This is a genomic window from Roseateles subflavus, assembly GCF_030285365.1.
GTDB classification, from domain to species: domain Bacteria; phylum Pseudomonadota; class Gammaproteobacteria; order Burkholderiales; family Burkholderiaceae_C; genus Roseateles_B; species Roseateles_B subflavus.
The window spans coordinates 1,100,496-1,121,849 of record NZ_JASVDS010000002.1 but is presented as its reverse complement, the minus strand read 5'-3'; the positions used below and the strand labels follow the sequence as shown (position 1 = coordinate 1,121,849).

General features: G+C 69.6%; 19 protein-coding genes and 1 tRNA gene. 6 read left to right on the top strand and 14 right to left on the bottom strand.

Annotation, left to right across the window (positions count from 1 at the left end; translation table 11 throughout):
- Positions 1-196: 196 nt before the first annotated feature.
- The 7 genes from QRD43_RS10795 to QRD43_RS10765 all read right to left on the bottom strand — a co-directional run bounded on the left by QRD43_RS10795 (position 197) and on the right by QRD43_RS10765 (position 9,022).
- Entirely contained in the window at positions 197-1,396 is a 1,200-nt protein-coding gene (locus tag QRD43_RS10795) for an ABC transporter substrate-binding protein (protein WP_434063853.1), read from the bottom strand.
- A gap of 54 nt (positions 1,397-1,450) precedes the next feature.
- Entirely contained in the window at positions 1,451-3,061 is a 1,611-nt protein-coding gene (locus tag QRD43_RS10790; protein WP_285982463.1) for an AMP-binding protein, read from the bottom strand.
- A 57-nt stretch (positions 3,062-3,118) separates the two neighbouring features.
- Entirely contained in the window at positions 3,119-4,291 is a 1,173-nt protein-coding gene (locus tag QRD43_RS10785) for an acyl-CoA dehydrogenase family protein (RefSeq protein WP_285982462.1), read from the bottom strand.
- Positions 4,292-4,402: 111 nt separating this feature from the next.
- Positions 4,403-5,254, bottom strand: a complete 852-nt coding sequence (locus QRD43_RS10780) for an enoyl-CoA hydratase family protein (RefSeq protein WP_285982461.1) — start codon at positions 5,252-5,254, stop codon at positions 4,403-4,405.
- A complete protein-coding gene (locus QRD43_RS10775; protein ID WP_285982460.1) occupies positions 5,251-5,865 on the bottom strand; it encodes a MarR family winged helix-turn-helix transcriptional regulator in 615 nt (204 codons plus the stop codon). Before QRD43_RS10775 ends, QRD43_RS10780 begins: the two co-directional genes overlap by 4 nt.
- Positions 5,862-6,665 (bottom strand): SDR family NAD(P)-dependent oxidoreductase, encoded by an 804-nt coding sequence (locus tag QRD43_RS10770; RefSeq protein WP_285982523.1) that lies wholly within the window; start codon positions 6,663-6,665, stop codon positions 5,862-5,864. The genes QRD43_RS10775 and QRD43_RS10770 overlap by 4 nt, the downstream gene beginning before the upstream one ends.
- 2 nt (positions 6,666-6,667) lie before the next feature.
- Complete coding sequence (locus tag QRD43_RS10765) at positions 6,668-9,022, bottom strand: bifunctional salicylyl-CoA 5-hydroxylase/oxidoreductase (protein WP_285982459.1); 2,355 nt, start codon at positions 9,020-9,022, stop codon at positions 6,668-6,670.
- A gap of 214 nt (positions 9,023-9,236) precedes the next feature.
- Here QRD43_RS10765 and kynB point away from each other — a divergent pair, with 214 nt between their 5' ends.
- The 6 genes from kynB to QRD43_RS10735 all read left to right on the top strand — a co-directional run bounded on the left by kynB (position 9,237) and on the right by QRD43_RS10735 (position 15,545).
- The gene (kynB, locus tag QRD43_RS10760) at positions 9,237-9,860 is read left to right on the top strand and encodes an arylformamidase (RefSeq protein WP_285982458.1); all 624 of its coding nucleotides are present in this window, start codon (positions 9,237-9,239) and stop codon (positions 9,858-9,860) included.
- A 13-nt stretch (positions 9,861-9,873) separates the two neighbouring features.
- Positions 9,874-11,196, top strand: a complete 1,323-nt coding sequence (gene kynU, locus QRD43_RS10755) for a kynureninase (RefSeq protein ID WP_285982457.1) — start codon at positions 9,874-9,876, stop codon at positions 11,194-11,196.
- Positions 11,193-12,083: a tryptophan 2,3-dioxygenase gene (gene kynA, locus QRD43_RS10750; RefSeq protein ID WP_285982456.1), complete on the top strand. Its 891-nt coding sequence runs from the start codon at positions 11,193-11,195 to the stop codon at positions 12,081-12,083. Before kynU ends, kynA begins: the two co-directional genes overlap by 4 nt.
- 156 nt (positions 12,084-12,239) lie before the next feature.
- Positions 12,240-13,181 (top strand): alpha/beta fold hydrolase, encoded by a 942-nt coding sequence (locus QRD43_RS10745; RefSeq protein WP_285982455.1) that lies wholly within the window; start codon positions 12,240-12,242, stop codon positions 13,179-13,181.
- A gap of 202 nt (positions 13,182-13,383) precedes the next feature.
- Positions 13,384-15,192, top strand: coding sequence for an aminopeptidase P family protein (locus QRD43_RS10740; RefSeq protein ID WP_285982454.1), 1,809 nt, complete (start codon positions 13,384-13,386; stop codon positions 15,190-15,192).
- Between the two features lie 170 nt (positions 15,193-15,362).
- Positions 15,363-15,545, top strand: a complete 183-nt coding sequence (locus QRD43_RS10735; protein WP_285982453.1) for a hypothetical protein — start codon at positions 15,363-15,365, stop codon at positions 15,543-15,545.
- Positions 15,546-15,563: 18 nt separating this feature from the next.
- Here QRD43_RS10735 and QRD43_RS10730 read toward each other — a convergent pair whose 3' ends face one another.
- The 7 genes from QRD43_RS10730 to QRD43_RS10700 form a co-directional block, all read right to left on the bottom strand.
- Positions 15,564-16,385, bottom strand: a complete 822-nt coding sequence (locus tag QRD43_RS10730) for a LytR/AlgR family response regulator transcription factor (protein ID WP_285982452.1) — start codon at positions 16,383-16,385, stop codon at positions 15,564-15,566.
- Positions 16,382-17,440, bottom strand: coding sequence for a sensor histidine kinase (locus QRD43_RS10725; RefSeq protein WP_285982451.1), 1,059 nt, complete (start codon positions 17,438-17,440; stop codon positions 16,382-16,384). Before QRD43_RS10725 ends, QRD43_RS10730 begins: the two co-directional genes overlap by 4 nt.
- A gap of 247 nt (positions 17,441-17,687) precedes the next feature.
- Complete coding sequence (locus tag QRD43_RS10720) at positions 17,688-17,954, bottom strand: hypothetical protein (RefSeq protein WP_285982450.1); 267 nt, start codon at positions 17,952-17,954, stop codon at positions 17,688-17,690.
- A gap of 328 nt (positions 17,955-18,282) precedes the next feature.
- Positions 18,283-18,373: transfer RNA gene (locus tag QRD43_RS10715), tRNA-Ser, on the bottom strand.
- A gap of 113 nt (positions 18,374-18,486) precedes the next feature.
- Entirely contained in the window at positions 18,487-19,782 is a 1,296-nt protein-coding gene (serS, locus tag QRD43_RS10710; RefSeq protein ID WP_285982449.1) for a serine--tRNA ligase, read from the bottom strand.
- Between the two features lie 101 nt (positions 19,783-19,883).
- Positions 19,884-20,867 (bottom strand): 4-hydroxy-3-methylbut-2-enyl diphosphate reductase, encoded by a 984-nt coding sequence (gene ispH, locus QRD43_RS10705; RefSeq protein WP_285982448.1) that lies wholly within the window; start codon positions 20,865-20,867, stop codon positions 19,884-19,886.
- On the bottom strand, positions 20,867-21,310 hold the full coding sequence (locus QRD43_RS10700) for an FKBP-type peptidyl-prolyl cis-trans isomerase (protein ID WP_285982447.1): 444 nt from the start codon (positions 21,308-21,310) through the stop codon (positions 20,867-20,869). The genes ispH and QRD43_RS10700 overlap by 1 nt, the downstream gene beginning before the upstream one ends.
- Positions 21,311-21,354: the final 44 nt, after the last annotated feature.

The following is a 21,354-nucleotide window of genomic DNA, read 5'->3' as shown; positions in this document are numbered from 1 at the left end:
GCCACCAGGGAGCCCCCACCGCCAGGTGCGGGGTGCCCCTTCCAACGGGGAGCGCGGATCCGGCGCCGCCGGGCCGTCACTCACGCCCCCTGGGGGGCTGAGGTCGGACACAAACGCCTGGGCGTTTGTGCCTGCCGAAGGGCCGGGCCTCTGGCCTGGCGCGGTCTGCAAGGCCGGCGCAGCCGGTCGCGGGGGGTCATTTCATCTTGCACAGCGGCGCATAGGCATCCGCGTGCTGGCTGAAGATCTTGCCCAGCGTCTTGTTGGTCACGCGGCCCTGGGCGTCCTTGCCGATGATGCGCAGGTAGTAGTCCTGGATGGGGTACTGGTTGCTGTTGAACCTGAAGGGCCCGCGCACCGAGGTGAAATGGGCGGCCTTCAGCGCCTTCAGCAGCGCCGGCTTGTCCTCGATCCGGCCCTTCACGTCCGCCACGGCGCCATCGATCAGCAGGGCGGCGTCGTAGCCCTGGCTGGCGTACAGCGAGGGCAGCCGGCCGTACTCCTTCTGGAAGTCGGCCACGAACTGCCGGTTCGCCGCGTTGTCCATGTCGTGCGCCCAGTGCGAGCTGTTGAACATGCCCAGCATCGGCTCGCCCACGGCCTTGATCACATCCTCGTCCGCCGAGAAGCCGGGGCCGAAGAGCGTGATGTCCCGCGAGAGCCCCGCGCCCACGAACTGCTTGATGAAGTTGATGCCCATGCCGCCCGGCAGGAAGATGTACATCGCGTCCGGCTTGGCGGCGCGGGCCTGCGCCAGCTCGGCAGCGTAGTCCAGCTGGCCCAGCTTGGTGTAGATCTCATCGGCCACGGCGCCCTTGTAGAAGCGCTTGAAGCCGCTGACGGCATCCTTGCCGGCCGGGTAGTTCGGCGCGATCACCACGACCTTCTTGAAGCCCTTGTCCGTGACCACCTTGCCAACGGCCTCGTGCAGGTTGTCGTTCTGCCAGGCGACATTGAAGAAGTAGGGGTTGCACTGCTCGCCGGCGTACTGCGAGGGGCCGGCGTTGGCAGAGACGTAGGGGGTCTTGCTGTCGAAGATGCCGGGACCGACGGCCAGCATGATGTTGGAGAACACGACGCCGGTCATCACGTCGACCTTGTCGCGCTTGAGCAGGCGGTCGGTGGCCTGCTTGGCGACGTCGGGGTTCTGCTGGTCATCGGCGACCACCACCTCGGCGGGCAGGCCGCCGAGCTTGCCGCCCTTGTGCTTGAGCGCGAGGTTGAAGCCGTCGCGGATGTCCACGCCCAGGCCGGCACCAGCGCCGGACAGGGTGCTCAGCATCCCGACCTTGATCTTGTCGGCCGCCATCGCCGGGCTCGCGGCCAGGGCCAGCGCGCAGGCGGCGGCGAACAGCGGGGTCAGGTCTTGCTTCTTGAGGGGGTCAGGCAGGCTCATGCGGGTCTCCATCCGGTCCATGGGGGCGTTGTCGTCAGGAAAGGCTGCGTTCGCTCAGGGCTGGCGCAGGCGGAAGCGCTGGAGCTTGCCGGTTTCGGTGCGCGGCAGGCTGGGCAGGAACTCTATCGCACGGGGGTACTTGTAGGGCGCAATCGTGGCTTTGACGTAGTCCTGCAACTGCCGGACCAGATCGGGTCCCGCCTCGTGACCCGGGCGCAGCACGACGAAGGCCTTCACGACCTGCCCGCGCTCCTCGTCCGGCTGGCCGATCACGCCGCATTCCGCCACGGCCGGGTGGGCCAGCAGCGCGGACTCCACCTCGGGGCCGGCGATGTTGTAGCCGCCGGAGATGATCATGTCGTCCGTGCGCGCCTGGTAGACGAAGTAGCCGTCGGCGTCCTGCAGATAGGCGTCGCCGGTCAGGTTCCAGCCCTTGAGGACGTACTGGCGCTGCCGCTCGTCGTCCAGATAGCGGCAGCCGGTGGGGCCCTTCACGGCCAGGCGTCCGATTCTGCCGGCTGGCAAGACCTGGCCCTCGTCGTCCAGCACGCAGGCCTGGTAGCCGGGCACCACGCGGCCCGTCGCCCCGGGGCGGGCGCCGGCCTCGTCGTGGGAGATGAAGATGTGCAGCATCTCGGTCGCGCCGATGCCGTCGATCAGCTCGATGCCGGTCGCTTCCTTCCACAGCGCCCGCGTGGCCGCCGGCAGCGCCTCGCCGGCGCTGACGCACTTGCGCAGCGAGCGGAGGTCGTGCTGCGCGACCTGCGCGGCCATCGCGCGGTAGCTGGTGGGCGCCGTGAAGCACACCGTGGCGCGATGCTGCGCGATGGCGCCGAGCAGCACGTCCGGCGTCGCCTTCTCCAGCAGCACGCTGGAAGCGCCCACGCTCATCGGGAACAGCACCAGGCCGCCCAGACCGAAGGTGAAGGCCAGCGGCGGCGACCCGATGAAGACATCGTCCGCCGTGGCCCGCAGGCAGTGCGGGGGCCAGCAGCGGCAGATGGCCATCACGTCCCGGTGGAAGTGCATCGTGCCCTTGGGCTGGCCGGTGGTGCCGGAGGTGAAGGCGATGAGGCAGACGTCGTCCGAGGCAGTGTCCACATTGCTGAACTGCGCCGGCTTGCCGGCGGCCAGCGCTTCCAGGCCATCGGCGCCCTCCCCGTGGTAATGGACGACGCGCTGCAGCACCGGATGGTCCGTCTGCGCCTGGGCCAGCTCGGCGCCCAGCGCCGCGTCGCACAGGGCGTGGGTCACCTGCGCCTTGGCGATGATCTGCCCCAGCTCCTTGGCACGCAGCAGCGGCATGGTCGCCACCGCGATGGCCCCGGCCTTCTGGATGGCGAACCAGCAGGCCGCCAGCATGGGCGAATTGCCCCCGCGCAGCAGCACGCGGTTGCCGGGCACCACGCCCATGTCCTGCACCAGCACGTGGGCGATGCGGTTCGCCTCGGCCTGCAGCTGCGCATAGGTCCAGTGGTGGCGACTGCCGGTCAGGCAAGTCCTGTCCCCCTGCCCCTGCGCCACCCAGGCGTCCAGCAGCTCGCTCGCGCAGTTCAGGCGCTCGGGGAACTGCAGCGAGGGCAGCTCGAACAGCAGCTCGGGCCACTGCTCGGGCGGCGGCAGCCGGTCACGGGCAAAGGTGTCGACATGGGCACTGCGATGCATGGACGGTCTCCTCGTGTGTTCTGTGTGGTCGTCCGTCAGTCGGGATGGGGCTGGGCTTCAGCCGTTCTTGAGCAGGTCGCGGCCGATGATCAGCTGCTGCACCTCGCTGGCGCCCTCGTAGATGCGCAGGGCGCGGACCTCCCGGTAGAGGGACTCCACGATCTCCCCGCTGCGCACGCCGCGGCCGCCATGCAGCTGCAGCGCGGCGTCGATCACCTGCTGCGCCGTTTCGGTGGCCATGAGCTTGGCCATGGCGGCCTCGCGGGTGATGGGCTGGCCCTGGTCCCGCTGCCAGGCCGCGCGATAGACCAGCAGGGCCGAGCTGTCGACGCCGCAGGCCATGTCCGCGAGCTTGGCCTGTGCCAGCGGCAGGTCCGCCAGATGGCCGCCGAACATGGGCCGCGACTGCGCCTGGCTCAAGCCCTCCTGCAAGGCGCGGCGGGCGAAGCCCAGCGCTGCGGCGGCCACCGATGTGCGGAACACATCCAGCGTGCGCATCGCGATCTTGAAGCCTTCGCCGGGCATGCCGATCAACTGGCTGCGCGGCACGCGGCAATCCGTGAATCGCAGCCGCGCGAGCGGATGCGGGGCGATCACCTCGATGCGCTCGGCGATCTCGAAGCCCGGCAGCCCCGCATCGACGATGAAGGCGGAAATGCCGCGCGCGCCGGGCGCTTCGCCGGTGCGGGCGAAGAGCACGTAGAAGTCGGCAATGCCGCCGTTGGAGATCCAGGTCTTCTCGCCGTTGAGCACATAGTCGTCACCGTCGGGGACGGCGCTGCACTGCATCGCCGCGACGTCGGAGCCGGCCTCGGGCTCGGACAGCGCGAACGCAGCCAGCGCCTCGCCCGCGGCCACCCGCGGCAGGTAGCGCGCCCGCTGCGCGTCCGTCCCCGCCAGCGAGATCGCCCCGCTGCCCAGGCCTTGCATCGCGAACGCGAAGTCGGCAAGCCCGTGGTGCCGCGCCAGCGTCTCGCGCAGCAGGCAGATGGACCGCGTATCGATCACCTCCGCCGCCCCGCCCAGCGCCTGGCCTGCGACCGCATGCCGCAGCCAGCCGCCCTGCCCCAGCGCCTTCACCAGCGCCCGGCATTCGGCGTCCACATCCGCCCCGTGCCCCGCGTGCAGATGCTCGGTGCACCAGGCTTCCAGCCCATGGGCGAGTTCCCGATGGCGCTCCTCGAAAAAGGGCCAGGCCAGATGCCTCAACGCCGCGTGATCCTCATTCATCACTCATCCTTTGCAGTCCACTAATTACCGCGTGGAGACCGAGGATCCGGCTCCGCCGGTCCTCTGGTCTCGCCCCCTTGAGGGGGCCGGCGAAGCCGGTAGGGGGTGGTCCTAATCCCCTTCAAAGACGGGGCGCTGCTTGGCCACGAAGGCGTGATAGGCGCGATGGAAGTCCTGCGTCATCATGCAGATCGCCTGCGCCTGGGCCTCCGACTCAATGGCCTCGTCCACGCCCATGCTCCATTCCTGGTGCAGCATGCGCTTGGTCATCGCGTGGCCGAAGCTCGGGCCGGTGGCGATCTCGGCGGCCCATGCCATCGTCGTCTCGAGCAGCTCGTCCGGCGCGGCGAGGCGGTTGTGGAAGCCCCATTGCAGGCCTTCCTCGCCGCCGAGCGAACGGCCGCTGTACAGCAGATCGGACGCCCGCCCCTGGCCCACGATGCGCGGCAGGATCGCGCAGGCGCCCATGTCGCAGCCGGCCAGGCCGACGCGCGTGAACAGGAAGGCGGTCTTGGAACGGGCCGTGGCCACCCGCAGATCGGAGGCCATCGCCATGATCGCGCCGGCACCGGCACACACGCCGTCGATCGCCGCGAACACCGGCTGCGGGCAGGCGCGCATGGCCTTGACGAGGTCGCCTGTCATGCGCGTGAAGGCCAGCAGGTCCGGCATGCTCATCTGCGTGAGCGGGCCGATGATCTCGTGCACGTCGCCGCCGGAGCAGAAGTTCTCCCCCGCGCCCTGCACCACGATGGCCTTGATCTCCTCGACATAGCTCAGGTTGCGGAACAGGTCCCGCAGCTCGGCATAGGAGTCGAAGGTCAGCGGGTTCTTGCGATCGGGCCGGTTCAGCGTGACCAGGCCGACCGCCCCGCGCTGCTCCCAGCGGAAGTGCTGAGGCGCGAAGCCGGCCAGGCTGATCCTGTTGCCGTTGGCGAGATGGGGGCTGATGGGTTTGCTCATGGACTTCCTTTGCGACGCGGTGTCGCGGGTGACTTGCCAGCCTTGCCCGGCTTCGAGGACCGGGGCGGCGTGCGGCCGGATTCAAGGCCCGCCAGATGCAGCTTGAGATGCGCCAGCAGGCCGTAGACCTCGCTCTTCTGTGCCGCCGTCCAGCCGCCCAGCAGCTCCACCACCCAGGCCTCGTGCGTGGCGGCCATGCGGCGGAAGAGGCGCCGGCCGGCGGGCGTCAGGGTCACGGTGAAGGAGCGTCGGTCGCTGGCGTGGGGCTGGCGTTGTACCAGGGATTCGGCCTCCAGCTGGTCGACCACGCCCGTCACGTTGCCGCCCGTCACCATCAGCCGCTGCGACAGCTCGCGCATGCTCAGGCCCTCGGGATGGCGCTCGAGCTGGGCCAGCAGGTCAAAGCGCGGCAGGGTGGTGTCGAACTGCTGGCGCAGGCGGTTGCGGATCTGGTCCTCGACGCGCGTCGTGCAGGCGAGCAGGCGCAGCCACAGCTTGAGCGCCTGATGATCGTCGTCCACCACGCGGGACTCCAGGTCGGGCCCCAGCGGCAGCGCTTCGTCGGCTTCGGGCGCCAGCGGCTCGGTCGTGGGCAGGGGCTGGCGGCTCATGTCACACACTCGCCGCCGTCGATGGCCAGGGCCTGCCCGTTGATGCCGGCCGCCAGCGGGCTGGCGAGCATCAGCACCTGGAGGGCGACCTCCTCCGGCTGGATCAGACGCCCCTGCGGATTGGCCGCGGCCAGCTCCGCACGGGCCTCGTCGGCGCTGCGGCCGGTCTTGGCGGTGATGGTCTCGATGGCCCGCTGGACGATCTCCGTCTCGGTGTAGCCCGGGCAGACGGCGTTGACCGTGACACCCTTGCGCGCCACCTCTGCCGCCATCGCCCGCGTGAGACCCAGCACGCCGTGCTTGGCCGCGCAGTAGGCCGCCACATAGGCATAGCCCTTCAGCGCCGCGGTGCTGGCCACGTTGATGATGCGTCCCTGGCGCGCGGCCAGCATGCCCGGCAACACCTCGCGGCTGCACAGAAAGGTGCCCGTGAGGTTGACCTGCAGCATCTGCTGGAACTGCGCGAGACTCGTGCGCGTGAGCGGCGCGGTCTCCACCTGGCCGGCGTTGTTGACGAGAATGTCCACCGCCCCCAGCCCCTCGACCGCACGGGCAAAGGCGGCCTGGACGCTGGCCTCGTCTCCCACATCGCACGCCTGGCATTGCAGGCGCTCCAGCCCGTGCGGGGTCAGGTCTTGCGCGGCACGGGCGAGGCGATCGCCATCCCGGCCCATGAGCGTGACGCGGGCGCCTGCGGCCAGGAGCTGCCGCGCCACGGCAAGGCCGATGCCGCTGCCGCCGCCCGTGACGACGGCATGGCGGTCCCGCAGGTCAGCAGACACGGACGGAGCGTGGGCCATCATCAGACCCCCATCGCCCGGTTCGCCTGCTCCAGCGCCGACAAGCCGGCACCCTGCGCGGCCTGGGCACGCTGGCGCTCGTACTCCTTCTCGAGCTGCCCCTTGCCCGAGAGATAGGGCTGGGGCCACTCCAGCCCCGGGCCGGCCACGTAGCCGATCTTCGCGGCCTCGTGCAGGGTCCAGGCCGGGTTGGCGAGATGCGGTCGAGCCACGGCGCAGAGGTCGGCGCGGCCGGCGGCGATGATGCTGTTGACGTGGTCCGCCTCGCTGATGGCGCCCACCGCGATGGTGGCAATGCCCACGCGGTTGCGGATGCTTTCCGAGAAGGGCGTCTGCCACATGCGGCCGTAGACCGGCTTCTCGGCCTTGCTGACCTGGCCCGACGAGACGTCGATCAGGTCGGCGCCCGCCGCCTTGAACGCGGCGGCGACCTGCACGGCGTCCTCCGGCGTGATGCCACCATCGACCCAGTCATGGGCCGAGATCCGCACAGACAGCGGGCGCTCCTGCGGCCACACCTCGCGCAGCGCGGTGAAGACCTCGAGCGGGAAGCGCAGGCGGTTCTCCAGCGAGCCGCCGTAGGCGTCGTCGCGGTGATTGGTCAGCGGCGAGATGAAGCTGGACAGCAGATAGCCGTGCGCGCAGTGCAGCTCGAGCCAGTCGAATCCGGCGGCCGCGGCGCGGCGGGCGGCGGCGATGAAGTCGTCGCGGACGCGGTCCATGTCCTCACGCGTCATGGCGCGGGACCACGCGCTGACGCCGTCCAGGTACTGCTGCGGTGAGGCCGAGATCAGCGGCCACGCGCCCTCCTGCAGCGGCTGGTCGATGCCTTCCCAGGCCCGGCGCGTCGCGCCCTTCGCGCCGGCATGGCCCAGCTGCAGCGCCACCTTGGCACTGCTGCTGGCATGAATGAAGTCGACGATGCGCGCCCAGGCGTGCTGCTGCTGGTCGGTGTAAAGGCCCGGGCAGCCGGGCGTGATGCGGCCGTCGGGGCTCGGGGCCGTCATCTCGGCGAACACGAGGCCGGCGCCGCCCATGGCGCGGGCGCCCAGGTGCACCAGGTGGTGATCGCCCGGCAGGCCGTCGGTGCAGCGGTACTGCGCCATCGGCGAGACGACCACGCGGTTCTTCAGCGTGAGCCCGCGCAAGGTGAAGGGCGTGAACATCGGCGGCACCGGGGTCTGCGGCAGACCCGCGCGCGCGGCCAGCCAGGCCTCGTAGCCGCCGACATAGCGCGCGTCCCGCAGGCGCAGGTTCTCGTGCGAGATGCGCTGCGAGCGGGTGAGCAGGGAGTAGGCGAACTGCTCGGGCGGGAGCTGCGCATGGCGTTCGATGTTCTCGAACCATTCGGTGCTGTTGCGCGCCGCGTTCTGGATGCGCAGGACCTCGATGGAGCGGCTGGCCTGGTAGGCCTCCAGCGCCCGCGACAGATCGCCCTTGGCCTCGCCAATGTCGCGGGCCAGTGCAATCGCATCCTCCAGGGCCAGCTTGGTGCCCGAGCCGATGGAGAAGTGCGCCGTGTGCGCGGCATCGCCCATCAGCACGACCGGCACGCCGTCCTCGCGGCGATGCACCCAGGTCCGGCAGACCACCCGCGGGAAGCGGATCCACTGCGCCGAGCCGCGCAGGTGCGAGGCGTTGGAGATCAGCGGCTTGCCGTCCAGCACCTTCGCAAAGAGCCGCTCGCAGAAGGCGATGCCGGTCTCCTTCTCCATCTGGTCCAGGCCCGCGGCCTGCCAGACGGCGTCGGGCGCCTCGACGATGAAGGTGCTGTGCGTGCCGTCGAACTGATAGGCATGGGCCTGGAACCAGCCCCACTCGGTCTTCTGGAAATCGAAGGTGAAGGCGTCGAACAGCTTCTCGGTGCCGAGCCACACGAAGCGGCACTGGCGCAGGTCGATGTCCGGCTGGTAGGTGGCGGCGTACTTGCTGCGGATGCGGCTGTTGAGGCCGTCGCTGGCGATGATGAGATCAGCGTCAACGCCTGCGTCGTCCGGCTGGTCGTGCTCGTAGACCAGCTCCACACCCAGCTGCTCGCAGCGCGCCTGCAGGATGTTCAGCAGCTTCTTGCGGCCGATGCCGCAGAAGCCGTGGCCGCTGGAGCGCATCGTGCGACCGTTGATGTGGACGTCGATGTCGTCCCAGTGGTTGAAGGCGGTGAGGATCGCCTCGGCCGTCGGGGCATCGGCCTCGCGCAGCGCGGCCAGCGTCTGGTCCGAGAAGACCACGCCCCAGCCGAAGGTGTCACCGGGCTTGTTGCGCTCGAGCACCCGCACCTGGTGGGCGGGGTTCTGCTTCTTCATCAGGAGCGCGAAATAGAGGCCCGCGGGGCCGCCGCCGATGCAGGTGATGCGCATGATCTTCCCTCGCCTTTCCAGCTGGTCTGCGACGCACTTTAGGCATCGATAGTTTAGGTGTCAATTAGTTTTGAGATGTGCCAGACTACGGACATTCCCGCGTTCGGGGCGTTGGCCGGACCCTGTTGCCACGCACCGCGATGCCTGTTGGAATTAACCGACACCACGCCCCTTCAAAGGCCCTTAAGGTGCGCGCCGTTGACGAAGGACGCCCATGAAAAAGCTTTGGGACATCTCCCCCCTGGTGCACCCGGATGCACCCCTCTTTCCCGGTGACGAGCCCTACCGCCTGCAGTGGACGGCGCGGCTGTCGCCCCAGTGCCCGGTGAACCTCAGCGCGCTGACGATGTCGCCGCACGTAGGCGCCCATGCCGACGCGCCACTGCACTACGCGAACGAGGCACCGGACATCGCCGCGGTGGACCTCGACGCCTACCTCGGCCCCTGCCGCGTGATCCATGCCATCGGCTGCGGACCGCTGATCCGCATCGAGCACGTCGAGCACGCCGCCGAGGGCCTGCCGTCGCGCGTGCTGGTTCGCACCTGCGAGCGGGCGGACACCGTCTGGAAGGACGAGTTCACCGCCTACGCCCCCGAGACCGTGGCCTGGCTGGCCGCACGCGGCGTGCGGCTGATCGGCCTGGACACCCCCAGCGTGGATCCCGCCAGCAGCAAGTCCCTGGACAGCCACCAGCAGCTGCTGCGCGCCGACCTGCGCGTGCTGGAGAACCTCGTGCTCGATGAGGTCCCGGCGGGCGACTACGAACTGCTGGCCCTGCCGCTGAAGCTGGCCGGCGCCTGTGCCTCACCCGTGCGCGCGGTGCTGCGCGAACTCTGATGGAGCTCCCTGAATGAAGCAACGACAAGACTGCCAGGCCCTCGACGCGGCCGACGCCCTGCGCCCCCTGCGCGAGCACTTCACGCTGCCCGCCGGCGTGATCTACCTGGACGGCAACTCGCTGGGCGTGCTGCCCGCGGCCACCGAGGCACGCGTGCAGCAGGTGATCCGCCAGGAATGGGGCACCGACCTCATCAAGAGCTGGAACACCGCCGGCTGGATGGAGCTGCCGCGCCGCATCGGCAACAAGATCGCCTGGCTCGTGGGCGCGGGCGAGGACGAGGTCACGGTGGCGGACTCCACCTCGCTCAACCTCTACAAGGTCCTGGCCGCCGCGCTGCGCATCGCGGGCGAGGACCGGCCGGAACGCCGCGTGATCCTCTCGGAGCGCAGCAACTTCCCGACGGACCTCTACATCGCCGAGAGTCTGGCCGCGCAGCAGGGCTACACGCTGAAGCTCTTCGACCACGTCGACGAGCTGCCGGCGCTGATCAACGCCGAGCTGGCCGTACTGATGCTCACCGAGGTGAACTACCGCACCGGCTACAAGCACGACATGGCCGGCGTCACGCAGCTCGCCCATGCGGCCGGCGCCCTGGTGATCTGGGATCTGGCCCACTCCGCCGGGGCCGTGCCGGTGGACCTCAAGGGCGCCGATGCCGACTTCGCGATCGGCTGCGGCTACAAGTACCTCAACGGCGGCCCGGGCGCGCCGGCCTTCGTCTGGGCCCACCCGCGTCACGTGGACCGGTTCTGGCAGCCGCTGTCCGGCTGGCTGGGCCACGCGGCGCCCTTCCAGTTCACGCCGAACTACACGCCCGCGCCGGGCATCGGCCGCTACATCTGCGGCACGCCGGCCATCCTGTCCACGGCGGCGCTGGAGTGCGGCGTCGACGTCTTCCTGGCCAGCGAGCCCATGGGCGGCATGCCCGCGCTGCGCAAGAAGTCCATCGCCCTCACCGAGCTGTTCATCGAGCTGGTCGAGGCCCGCTGCGGCCTCAAGGCCCAGGGCGCGTTCAGCGACCTCGGCGTGCGTCTGGCATCTCCGCGTGACGCCGCCCGCCGCGGCAGCCAGGTCTGCCTGAGTCTGGCGGCCCCGCTGCACGAGGCCGGCTACGCCGTGATCCAGGCCCTGATCGCGCGCGGCGTGATCGGCGACTTCCGTGCCGGCGACCCCAGCCGCCTGGACGAGGTCCCGCACATCCTGCGCTTCGGCTTCACGCCGCTGTACCTCGGCTTCACCGAGGTCTTCGATGCCGTCGAGCACCTGCGCCAGGTCCTGGCCAGCGGCGAATGGAAGCAGTCCCAGTTCAACCAGAAAGCGGCCGTGACATGACCTGCCCCCACCACCCCACACCCGATGCCCACAGCGCCGGCCCCATGACCGGCACCGGCGAATCCATCGTCCGCGAGGAAGGCGCGCAGCTCGACTTCTCGAAGGACATGAGCTATGGCGACTACCTCCAGCTGGACCAGGTGCTCTCGGCGCAGCATCCGCTCTCGCCGGACCACAACGAGATGCTCTTCATCGTCCAGCACCAGACCTCGGAGCTGTGGATGAAGCTGATGCTGCACGAGCTGCAGGCCGCCGTGCGCTGCGTGCACGAGGACGCCCTGCCCGAGGCCTTCAAGATGCTGGCCCGGGTCTCGCGGGTGATGGAGCAGCTCGTCCATGCCTGGGACGTGCTGGCCACCATGACGCCGCCCGAGTACTCGGCGATCCGGCCCTATCTGTCCAACAGCAGCGGCTTCCAGAGCTGGCAATACCGCCAGATCGAATTCATGATGGGCAACAAGAACGCCGCGATGCTGCGCCCGCATGCCCACCGGCCGGATCTGCTGGCGGCCGTCGAGGCCGCCTACCGCGCGCCCTCGCTCTATGACGAGGTGCTGCGCCTAATGGCCCGGCGCGGCATCGACGTCCCCACCAGCCACACCGACCGGGACTGGACGCAGCCCTACGCCGCCAGCGAGGCCGTCAAGGCCGCCTGGCTGCAGGTCTACCGCGACCCGAAGGCACACTGGGACCTCTACCAGATGGGCGAGGAGCTGGTCGACATGGAGGATGCCTTCCGGCTCTGGCGCTTCCGCCACGTGACGACCGTCGAGCGCGTGATCGGCTTCAAGCGCGGCACGGGGGGCACGGGGGGCGTCAGCTATCTGCGCAAGATGCTGGACACGGTGCTCTTCCCCGAGCTGTGGGCGCTGCGCACGGAGCTCTGAATCCGCCCGACGGCCCGCTGATCGCTCCGGGCCCGGGCGCCATTCGCCGGCCGTGCTTGCCACTGATCCGCCCGGCTGGCCATTCGCCGCATGGGCGGGGCCTTCAGGCCGCCTGCGCGGCACAGTGCGCTCACCCCCCCAAGGAAGGAGCGCACCATGAAGAACAAGTCCCTGCCCCTGCTGATCAGCATCACCATGACGGTCGCCGGCCTCGTGAGCGGCCTGAGCACCCGCACGGCCGAAGCCGCGACGCCGGCCGCCGCCCCTGCCGCCATGAGCACGGAGGCCGCGCCGGCAGCCCTGCGCCTCACGGTGCGCGGCGAAGGCAAGCCGCTGCTGATGATCCCCGGCCTCAACAGCGCCGCCAGCGTCTGGGACGAGACCTGCGAGCGCCTGCAGCCCGGCGTGCGCTGCCTGATGGTCCAGCTGCCCGGGTTCGCCGGCCAGCCGGCCAGCGAGGCCTTCTCGGCGCAGTTCCTCGAGACCAGCAAGGCGCAGCTGATGGCCCTCCTGCGGCGGGAGGCGCCGCAAGGGGCCACCGTCGTCGGTCACAGCCTGGGCGGCGCGCTGGCGCTCATGATGGCCAGCGAAGCCGACACGCCGGTCAAGCGTCTGGTCATCGTCGACAGCCTGCCCTTCTTCGCCGGCATCCAGAACCCGGCCGCCACGTCGGACAGCGTCCGCCCCATGGCCGAGGCCATGCGCGCCGGCATGCAGCAGCCGTCGACCCCGGAGCAGCTGCGCGCGCAGCTGGCGCCCATGGCTGCCACGATGGCACACGGCCCGGAGCGCATCGAGACCATCGTGCAGTGGGGCCTGCAGAGCGACCGCAAGACCACCGCGAACGCCATGTACGAGCTCTGGACGCAGGACCTGCGCCCGCAGCTGCCGCGCATCCAGGTGCCGACGACCGTGCTTGGCTCCTGGGCCGCCTACGCCCGCATGGGCAGCACCGAGGCCAGCACCCGGGCCCTCTTCGAGCGGCAGTACCAGGGCCTGGCGCAGCTGGACCTGCGCATGAGCGCCGCCGGCTACCACTTCCTCATGTGGGACGACACCGCCCTGGTGACGAACGCCCTGCAGCAGGCGCTGCGCTGAACGCCCGGCGACACCGCCCAGCACGCCTTGCGGGGCGACGAAGGGCTGTTCGCCCCTGACGAACCCTGACGAACGGACCGGTTCTGGCATATCTCTAGAATGCAGGGCTTTGATGGCGCGCAAGACCTGCGCGCCATCGCCCCGTTTTTCAGCGCCCTCAAGGGCCGGCCCATGACGCCGGCCCCGCCCTTCGGAGACAGCCATGGACACCCGCACTTCCGAGATCAGCCTGCGCCTCGCGCGCGTTCGAGACGAGCTCCGCGCTGCCGGCGCCCACGCCCTGCTGGTGCCCTCGGCCGACCCGCATCTCTCGGAATACCTGCCGGAGCGCTGGCAGGCGCGCCAGTGGCTGTCGGGCTTCACCGGCTCGGTGGCCACGCTGGTGATCGGCCTGGAACGCGCCGCGCTGTTCGCCGACAGCCGCTACTGGACGCAGGCCGAGGTCGAGCTCGCCGGGTCCGGCATCGAGCTGGTCAAGGTCATGAGTGCGGTCTCGCCGGACTTCATGCACTGGATCGCCAACGCCCTGCAGCCCGGCCAGACGCTGGCGGTGGATGGCCAGGTGCTGGGCCTGGGTCTGGCTCAGCAGATCCGCACGGTGCTGGGCGCCAAGGGCGTGCAGCTCGCCACGGGTCGCGACCTGCTCCAGGCCGTGTGGGCCGACCGCCCCGGCCTGCCCACGGCGCCCGTCTACGAGCATGCCGCACCGCAGGCGACCGTGAGCCGAGCCGCCAAGCTGGCGGACGTCCGTGCCGCCATGGCCCGCCACGGCGCCAGCCACCACTTCATCTCCAGCGTCGATGACGTGGCCTGGCTCTTCAACCTGCGCGGCAGCGATGTGGAGTGCAACCCCGTCTTCATCGCCCATGCCCTGCTGGACGCCTCGCAGGCCTCGATCTTCATTGCCGACGGCAAGATCCCGGCGGACATCGCTGCCCGCCTGGCCGCCGACGGCGTGCAGCTGCGTCGCTACGAGGACGCCGCCGGCGCCCTGGGGGCACTGCCGGCCGGCGCCGTCGTGCTGATGGACCCGCGCCGCGTGACGCTGGGCCTGCGCGAGGCCGTGCCCGCCGCCTGCCCGGTGATCGAGGCCATCAACCCCAGCACGCTCTTCAAGAGCCGCAAGACCGAGGCCGAGGCGGCCTTCGTGCGCGAATGCATGGAGCAGGACGGCGCCGCCATGTGCGAGTTCTACGCCTGGTTCGAGCAGGCGCTGGGCCGCGAGCGCATCACCGAGCTCACCATCGACGAGCGCCTCAGCGCCGAGCGGGCCAAGCGCCCGGGCTTCGTGGGCCTGAGCTTCTCCACCATCGCCGGCTTCAACGCCAATGGCGCCCTGCCCCACTACCGCGCCACGCCTGCCGCCCACGCCGTGATCGAGGGCAACGGCCTGCTGCTGATCGACTCCGGCGGCCAGTACCTGGGCGGCACCACCGACATCACCCGCGTCTGGCCCATCGGCGAGGTGAGCGCGGCGCAGAAGCGGGACTACACGCTGGTGCTCAAGGGCACCATCGCCCTCTCGCGCACCGCCTTCCCGCGCGGCACGCTGGGCCCGATGCTCGACGCCATCGCCCGCGCGCCGCTGTGGGCGCAGGGCCTCGACTACGGCCATGGCACCGGCCACGGCGTGGGCTACTTCATGAACGTCCACGAGGGCCCGCAGAACATCTCCAAGGCCATGCCCGATCCGAACATGGCCATGGAGGTCGGGATGATCACCTCCATCGAGCCGGGCCTCTACCGCCCGGGCCAGTGGGGCGTGCGCATCGAGAACCTGGTGCTGAACGTGCCGCTGCGCACGCAGGAGAACGGCGCCTTCGGCGACATGCTGGCCTTCGAGACGCTGACGCTGTGCCCCATCGACACCCGCTGCATCGAGCCCGGCCTGCTCAACGCCGAAGAGACGGAATGGCTCAACCGCTACCACGCCGACGTGCGCCGCCGCCTGAGCCCGCTCGTGCAGGGCCCGGCCCTGGCCTGGCTGATGACCCGCACCGAGCCGATCTGACGGCTGTCGGCCGAGGCCCCCTTCCCGCGGGCACGGCCTGTCCCTCGAGAACGCGACCCACGGGTCGCGTTTTTCATGGCCGATCGACGCGGCCCCGGCTGGAAGCGGGCCGGGCGATGACCTAGATTTGTGGAGCTCCTGCATGAGCCCACGCAGGAAGGGAGCCCGTCATGACCACCCAGTCCCTGCACACCTTCTCCGACAGCGGCCTGCACACGGCGCTGCTCGTCGCCCTGCTGCTCCTGGCCGTGGCCGGCATCGTCGATGCCGTGTTTTTCACGCCGGAAGGCCAGACGCCCGTGATCTGGCGCCTGGAGACGGTCGTGGTGGAGGGCAAGTCGGTGCCGCGTTGAGCGGCGACGCCGCCCCGGTCACATCTGCCGGAAGAGGTGCAGATAGCTTCGGCTGACCGGCAGGATCTCGCTGCGCTTCTTCAGGTGCAGGTCCGCGGTCTCATTGGGCCCGCGGGTCACGTGGCTGATCGCATGCAGATTGACCACGACGGAGCGGTGCACCTGGACAAAGTGCTGGGGATCCAGCTGCTCGATGAGCTCGCGGATCGGCGTGCGGATGAGCGCTTCGCCTTCGTCCCAGACCACCAGCGTGTACTTCTCGTCGGAGCGCATGAAGAGGATCTGGTCGACGGGAATCAGACGCAGCGTGCTGCCCACCGAGGCGCGGATCCACTGCAGATAGCGCCCGGCCGGCGCGCCTGAACGGCCGCCCGCGCCCGGGGTCTGCGTTTCCTGGGCCAGGCGCTGCGCGAGCTGCTCGATCATCGCGCCCAGGCCCTCCGCGCCGCCGGCCGGCAGCTGCCCCGCACGCTGCTGGCGCAGGCGCTCCTGCAGCCGCTCGACGGTGTCCTCGAGCCGCGACGGATCCACCGGCTTGACGACATAGTCCAGCGCCCCCTGCTCGAAGGCCTGGACCGCGTACTGTTCGTAGGCGGTGACGAAGACCAGGTGGGTGCGCCGCCCGATCTGCCGCGCCGCCTCGACCCCGTTGACGCCGGGCATGTGGACGTCCAGGAAGACGATGTCGGGGGCGTGGATCTCGAACAGCTCGACGGCCTCGCGGCCGTTGCGTGCCGTGGCGACGATCTCCAGAGAGGGCCAGAGCTGCGTCAGCGCGCGGCTGAGGCTCTCCCGCAGCAGGGGTTCGTCGTCGGCGATGAGGGCGGTGGCGGCAATCATGGATTGAACTGGATCTGGGCGCGCAGGCCGTGCGGCTCATTCTCGGCCAAATCCAGCGAGGCGCCCGGGCCGTAGAAGACCTGCAGGCGCTCCCGGAGGTTGCGCAAGCCGGTGCCGGTGCCCATGGACTGCGCCAGCCCGACGCCCGTGTCACTCACCCACAGCACGACGCGAGCCCCCTGGCGCTCACCGCCGATCACGATGCCGCCGCCCTCCTCGCTGGGGTCGATACCATGGCGCACGGCGTTCTCCACCAGCGTCAGCAGCGCCATCGGCGGGAAGCGCAGGCTGTGCAGCTCCGCCGGCACGTCGAGGGTGAAGCGCAGGCGGTCCGGCATGCGCAGGTGCATGAGGTCCAGGTAGGCACGGACGAGCCCGAGCTCGTCGCCCAGCGTGGCCAGCTCGTCGTGCAGGCGCGGCATGGCGGCACGCAGGTAGGCGATGAGACTGTGCAGCACCGGCGCGGCCTGCGGCGAGCCGGTCTCGACCAGCGCCCGCACATTGGCCAGCGTGTTGAACAGGAAATGCGGCTCGACCTGGGCCTGCAGCAACCGCAGCCGGACGTCGAGTGCCTGCCGCTCCAGCTCGCTGCGCTCCAGTTCGAAGCCCAGCGCCTGCGAACGCGCCTCGGCGTCCCGCTGGCGATACAGCGCCCCCAGCGCGATCAGCGGTCCGAGCAGCAGCCCGGAGCCCACGATCCACTGGAAGCCGAGGATGCGCCCTTCGCTCTGCAGCAGGCGGTCGACATCCCCCCCGACGGCGGCCAGGTAGACGATGGCCGTCCCCACCGGTACGGCCAGCACCACCACCATCACCTGCAGCAGCCAGCGCTCGATCCAGCGCGGCAGGCGTCGCGGCCACTGCCCGGCGGCCAGGAAGGCCATCAGCGCCAGGATGGCGACGAACAGCGTCCGGCCGAGCAGGACCGGGAATGGCGTGATGAAGATGGAATTGAGAAAACCCGCCGCCACGCCACCCAGGGCCAGGGCGACCCCCACGCGGCGCGGATTCAGCTCGGAGAAGAACGCACGGCGCGCCTCGGCATGGCTGGGCATGGGCAGGGGGGACGTCTTCTCCGATCGCATGGGGCGAGACGATAGCCGCCCGCCCCGCCCTCACCAAGCCGCCAGGGCCAAACAGGCGATGAGTGACGGTATGGCGACTCTGAAATGCGCCTCGCCGCCGCGCCCGCTCGAGCGTCGCAGGCAGGGCCAGGTGTGCGCCTCGCCGCCGGGCGTCCCTCGAGTGCAGCGCGGCATCCGGCACGGCGCGGCCCACGCCCGAGCCTTTGGACCGTGCGGCTCAGGCGACCAGCATGCCGTAGGGGCGCTGCAGTGACTTCGTGGACACGGCGCGCTGGCCCTCCTTCACCGCATGGCGCAAGGCCTCCGCCGGCGAGGGCCAGCCATATCCGCCCGCCATGTTCTCGTCCCGGAAGACCTCCTGCCGAGGCCGCCCCTGCTCCAGCCGCATCACCACGACCGCGGCCACATAGCCGTAGGCGCGTGTACGTTCGATGGCACCGGCATAGATCCGGTAGTTCCCGAAATCGACTTCCTTGAAATGCATGACCCGCTCCGTCACAGCCCGGGTGTCGGGCCGCGATTGCGACTGTCCTCCCTGGCGGGTCCGGACAGGCGGGCTCTTTCGGGGGCCCCCAAAGGTGGGAGGTCGCGCGCTCGTGCCATCCTGGCGATACCGGGAATGTGCAACCTCAGCATCTCCCGATGCGAGGGCGCGCACGCCGCCCCGACCCGAGCGGATCAGCAATGCCGGCATCGGCGATCGAAACAGGTGTCGGACAGGGGGTATCGGACAGGGATTTCGGACACGCTGGCCGGAACGCAAAAAAGCCAGCACGAGGCTGGCTTCTAGGTCCTTGATCGACAAGGCATTCTGGCGGAGAGGGAGGGATTCGAACCCTCGGTACGTTATTCACGTACGCCTGATTTCGAGTCAGGTACATTCAACCACTCTGCCACCTCTCCTGATTCGGTGCTCGCGTGGTTGTTAGCGAGTAAGCCAGCTAGTATAGCGTCAATTTTTCAACCGCCAAGCATTTCGTGCTCGACGGGCGAAAAATATTCCGCCCTGCGCTCTATCAGCCCTTCAGGACCGCCAGGCCGCCCAGGTAGGGACGCAGCGCCTCGGGCACCGTGATGCTGCCGTCGGCGTTCTGGTAGTTCTCCAGGACGGCGACCAGCGTGCGGCCCACGGCCAGGCCGGAGCCGTTCAGCGTGTGGACCAGCTCGTTCTTGCCCTGCGCATTCTTGAAGCGGGCCTGCATGCGGCGGGCCTGGAAGGCCTCGCAGTTCGAGCAGGAGCTGATCTCGCGGTACACGCCCTGCGCCGGCACCCACACCTCCAGGTCGAAGGTCTTGCTGGCACCGAAGCCCATGTCGCCCGTGCACAGGCTCATCACGCGGTACGGCAGGCCCAGCTTCTGCAGGATGGCCTCGGCGTGGCCCACCATCTCGTCCAGCGCCTCGTAGCTCTTCTCGGGATGGACGATCTGCACCATCTCGACCTTGTCGAACTGATGCTGGCGGATCAGGCCGCGGGTGTCACGGCCGGCACTGCCCGCCTCGGAGCGGAAGCAGGGGCTGTGGGCGGTCAGCTTGATGGGCAGCTGGGCGGCGTCCAGCACCTGCTCGCGCACCGTGTTGGTCAGCGAGATCTCCGAGGTCGAGATCAGGTACTGCTCCGCGGCTTCGTCATCACCGCCACGCAGCACCCAGAACATGTCCTCCTTGAACTTGGGCAGCTGGCCGGTGCCCTCGAGCACCTCGCGGTTCACGATGTAGGGCGTGTAGCACTCGGTGTAGCCGTGCTCCGTGGTCTGCACGTCCAGCATGAACTGCGCCAGGGCGCGATGCAGGCGGGCCGCCGGGCCCTTCAGGAACGTGAAGCGCGAGCCGCTCAGCTTGGCGCCGGTCTCGAAGTCCAGGCCCAGGGGAGCGCCCAGGTCGACGTGGTCCTTCAGCTCGAAGTCGAAGGTCTTGGGCGTGCCCCAGCGGCGCACTTCCACGTTGCCGGTCTCGTCGGCACCGGAGGGCACCGACTCATGCGGCAGGTTGGGCACGCTCATCAGCATGGCGTGCAGTTCCTGCTGAATGGCGTCCAGGCGCTCGGCGCCGGCCTTCTGCTCGTCGCCGATGCCGCCCACCTCCGCCATCTCGGCCGAGGCGTCCTCGCCCTTGCCCTTCTTCATGCCGATCTGCTTGGACAGCGCATTGCGGCGCGCCTGCAGCTCCTCGGTGCGGGTCTGCACAGCCTTGCGCTCGGCCTCCAGGGCCTTGAAGCGTTCGACGTCCAGGAAGGTCTGGGGATTCTTGCGGCTCTGCAGACGCGCGATCACGGCGTCCAGGTCCTTGCGCAGCAGGGTCAGGTCAAGCATGGGGGTCCTCGTCTCAGGGAGGGAATTCTAGGCAGCGGACGGGCCGGCTCGGCCGCGTCCGCGGGAAAAGGGGCCGTGGGGCCGTCAGAGAGCGGCCAGCGTCAAGATCGGGACGCGGCGTGCTCGGCCATGGACTTGTCGCCCAGGCCCAGCGGCAGAGGGAAGCGCACGTGCTCCTCCACGCCCGGCAGGCTGCGCACGGTGGTCGCCCCCAGCGCACGCAGGCGGGCGATCACGGCCTGCACCAGCACGTCGGGCGCCGACGCGCCGGCCGTCAGGCCCACGCACTGGCGGCCTTCGAACCAGGTGGCCTGCAAGTCCTCGGCGCCATCGACCATGTAGGCCGGGGTGCCCAGGCGCTCGGCCAGCTCCCGCAGGCGGTTGCTGTTGGAGCTGGTGGGGCTGCCCACGACGATCACCACGTCGACCTGCGGCGCCAGCAGCTTGACGGCATCCTGGCGGTTCTGTGTGGCGTAGCAGATGTCCTGCTTCTTGGGCTCGCGCACCTGCGGGAAGTGCTGCTTCACCGCAGCCAGGATCTCGGCGGCGTCATCCACGCTGAGCGTCGTCTGGGTCACCACCGCCAGACGGCTCGGGTCCTTCACGCGGACGTGGGGCACGTCGGCGGCCTCCTCCACGAGGTAGATGCCGTCGCTCAGCTGGCCCATGGTGCCTTCGACCTCCGGATGCCCCTTGTGGCCGATCATGATGAACTCGTAGCCCTCGCGGTGGAGCTTGGCCACCTCGACGTGCACCTTGGTGACCAGCGGGCAGGTCGCGTCGTAGACCTGGAAACCGCGCTGCGCCGCCTCCTGACGCACGGCCTGGCTCACGCCGTGGGCGCTGAAGATCAGCGTGGCACCGGGCGGCACGTCCGCCAGGTCCTCGATGAAGATGGCGCCCTTGGCCTTGAGGTCATTGACGACGAAGGTGTTGTGCACGATCTCGTGGCGCACGTAGATCGGTGCCCCGAACTTCTGCAGCGCACGCTCGACGATCTCGATGGCACGGTCCACGCCGGCACAGAAGCCACGGGGCTCGGCCAGCAGCACTTCGCCCAGGGTGCGGAGATCCTGTTCACCCATCACAGCACCCCGATGATCTGGACTTCGAAGCTCACCGGCTGGCCGGCCAGCGGATGGTTGAAGTCAAAGAGCAGCCAGTCCTCGCCGACCTCGCGCACGAGACCGGCGTAGCGCCCGGTGCCATCCGGCGTGGGGAACTCGACGACGTCACCGACCGAGTAGGTCTGGTCCGGGTCGCCCAGCTCCTGCAGCAGCGTCAGCTTGACGCGCTGCAGCATCTCCGGATTGCGTTCGCCGAAGGCTTCGCCCGCGGCCAGCTCGAAACGGGTGTGCGCCCCTTCGGCCAGGCCGATCAGGCGCGCCTCGATGGCCGGCGCCAGCTGGCCGGCGCCCAGGGACAGGGTGGCCGGCTTGTCGTCAAAGGTATTGACGATGTCAGCGCCGTCCGGACCGGCAAGGCGGTAGTGCAGGGTTAAAAACGACCCTTGTTGGATGAGGTTCATGCTGTCCCGGCGCCCAGGCCGGTTTCTTTGTCGCTGGGGCGGAT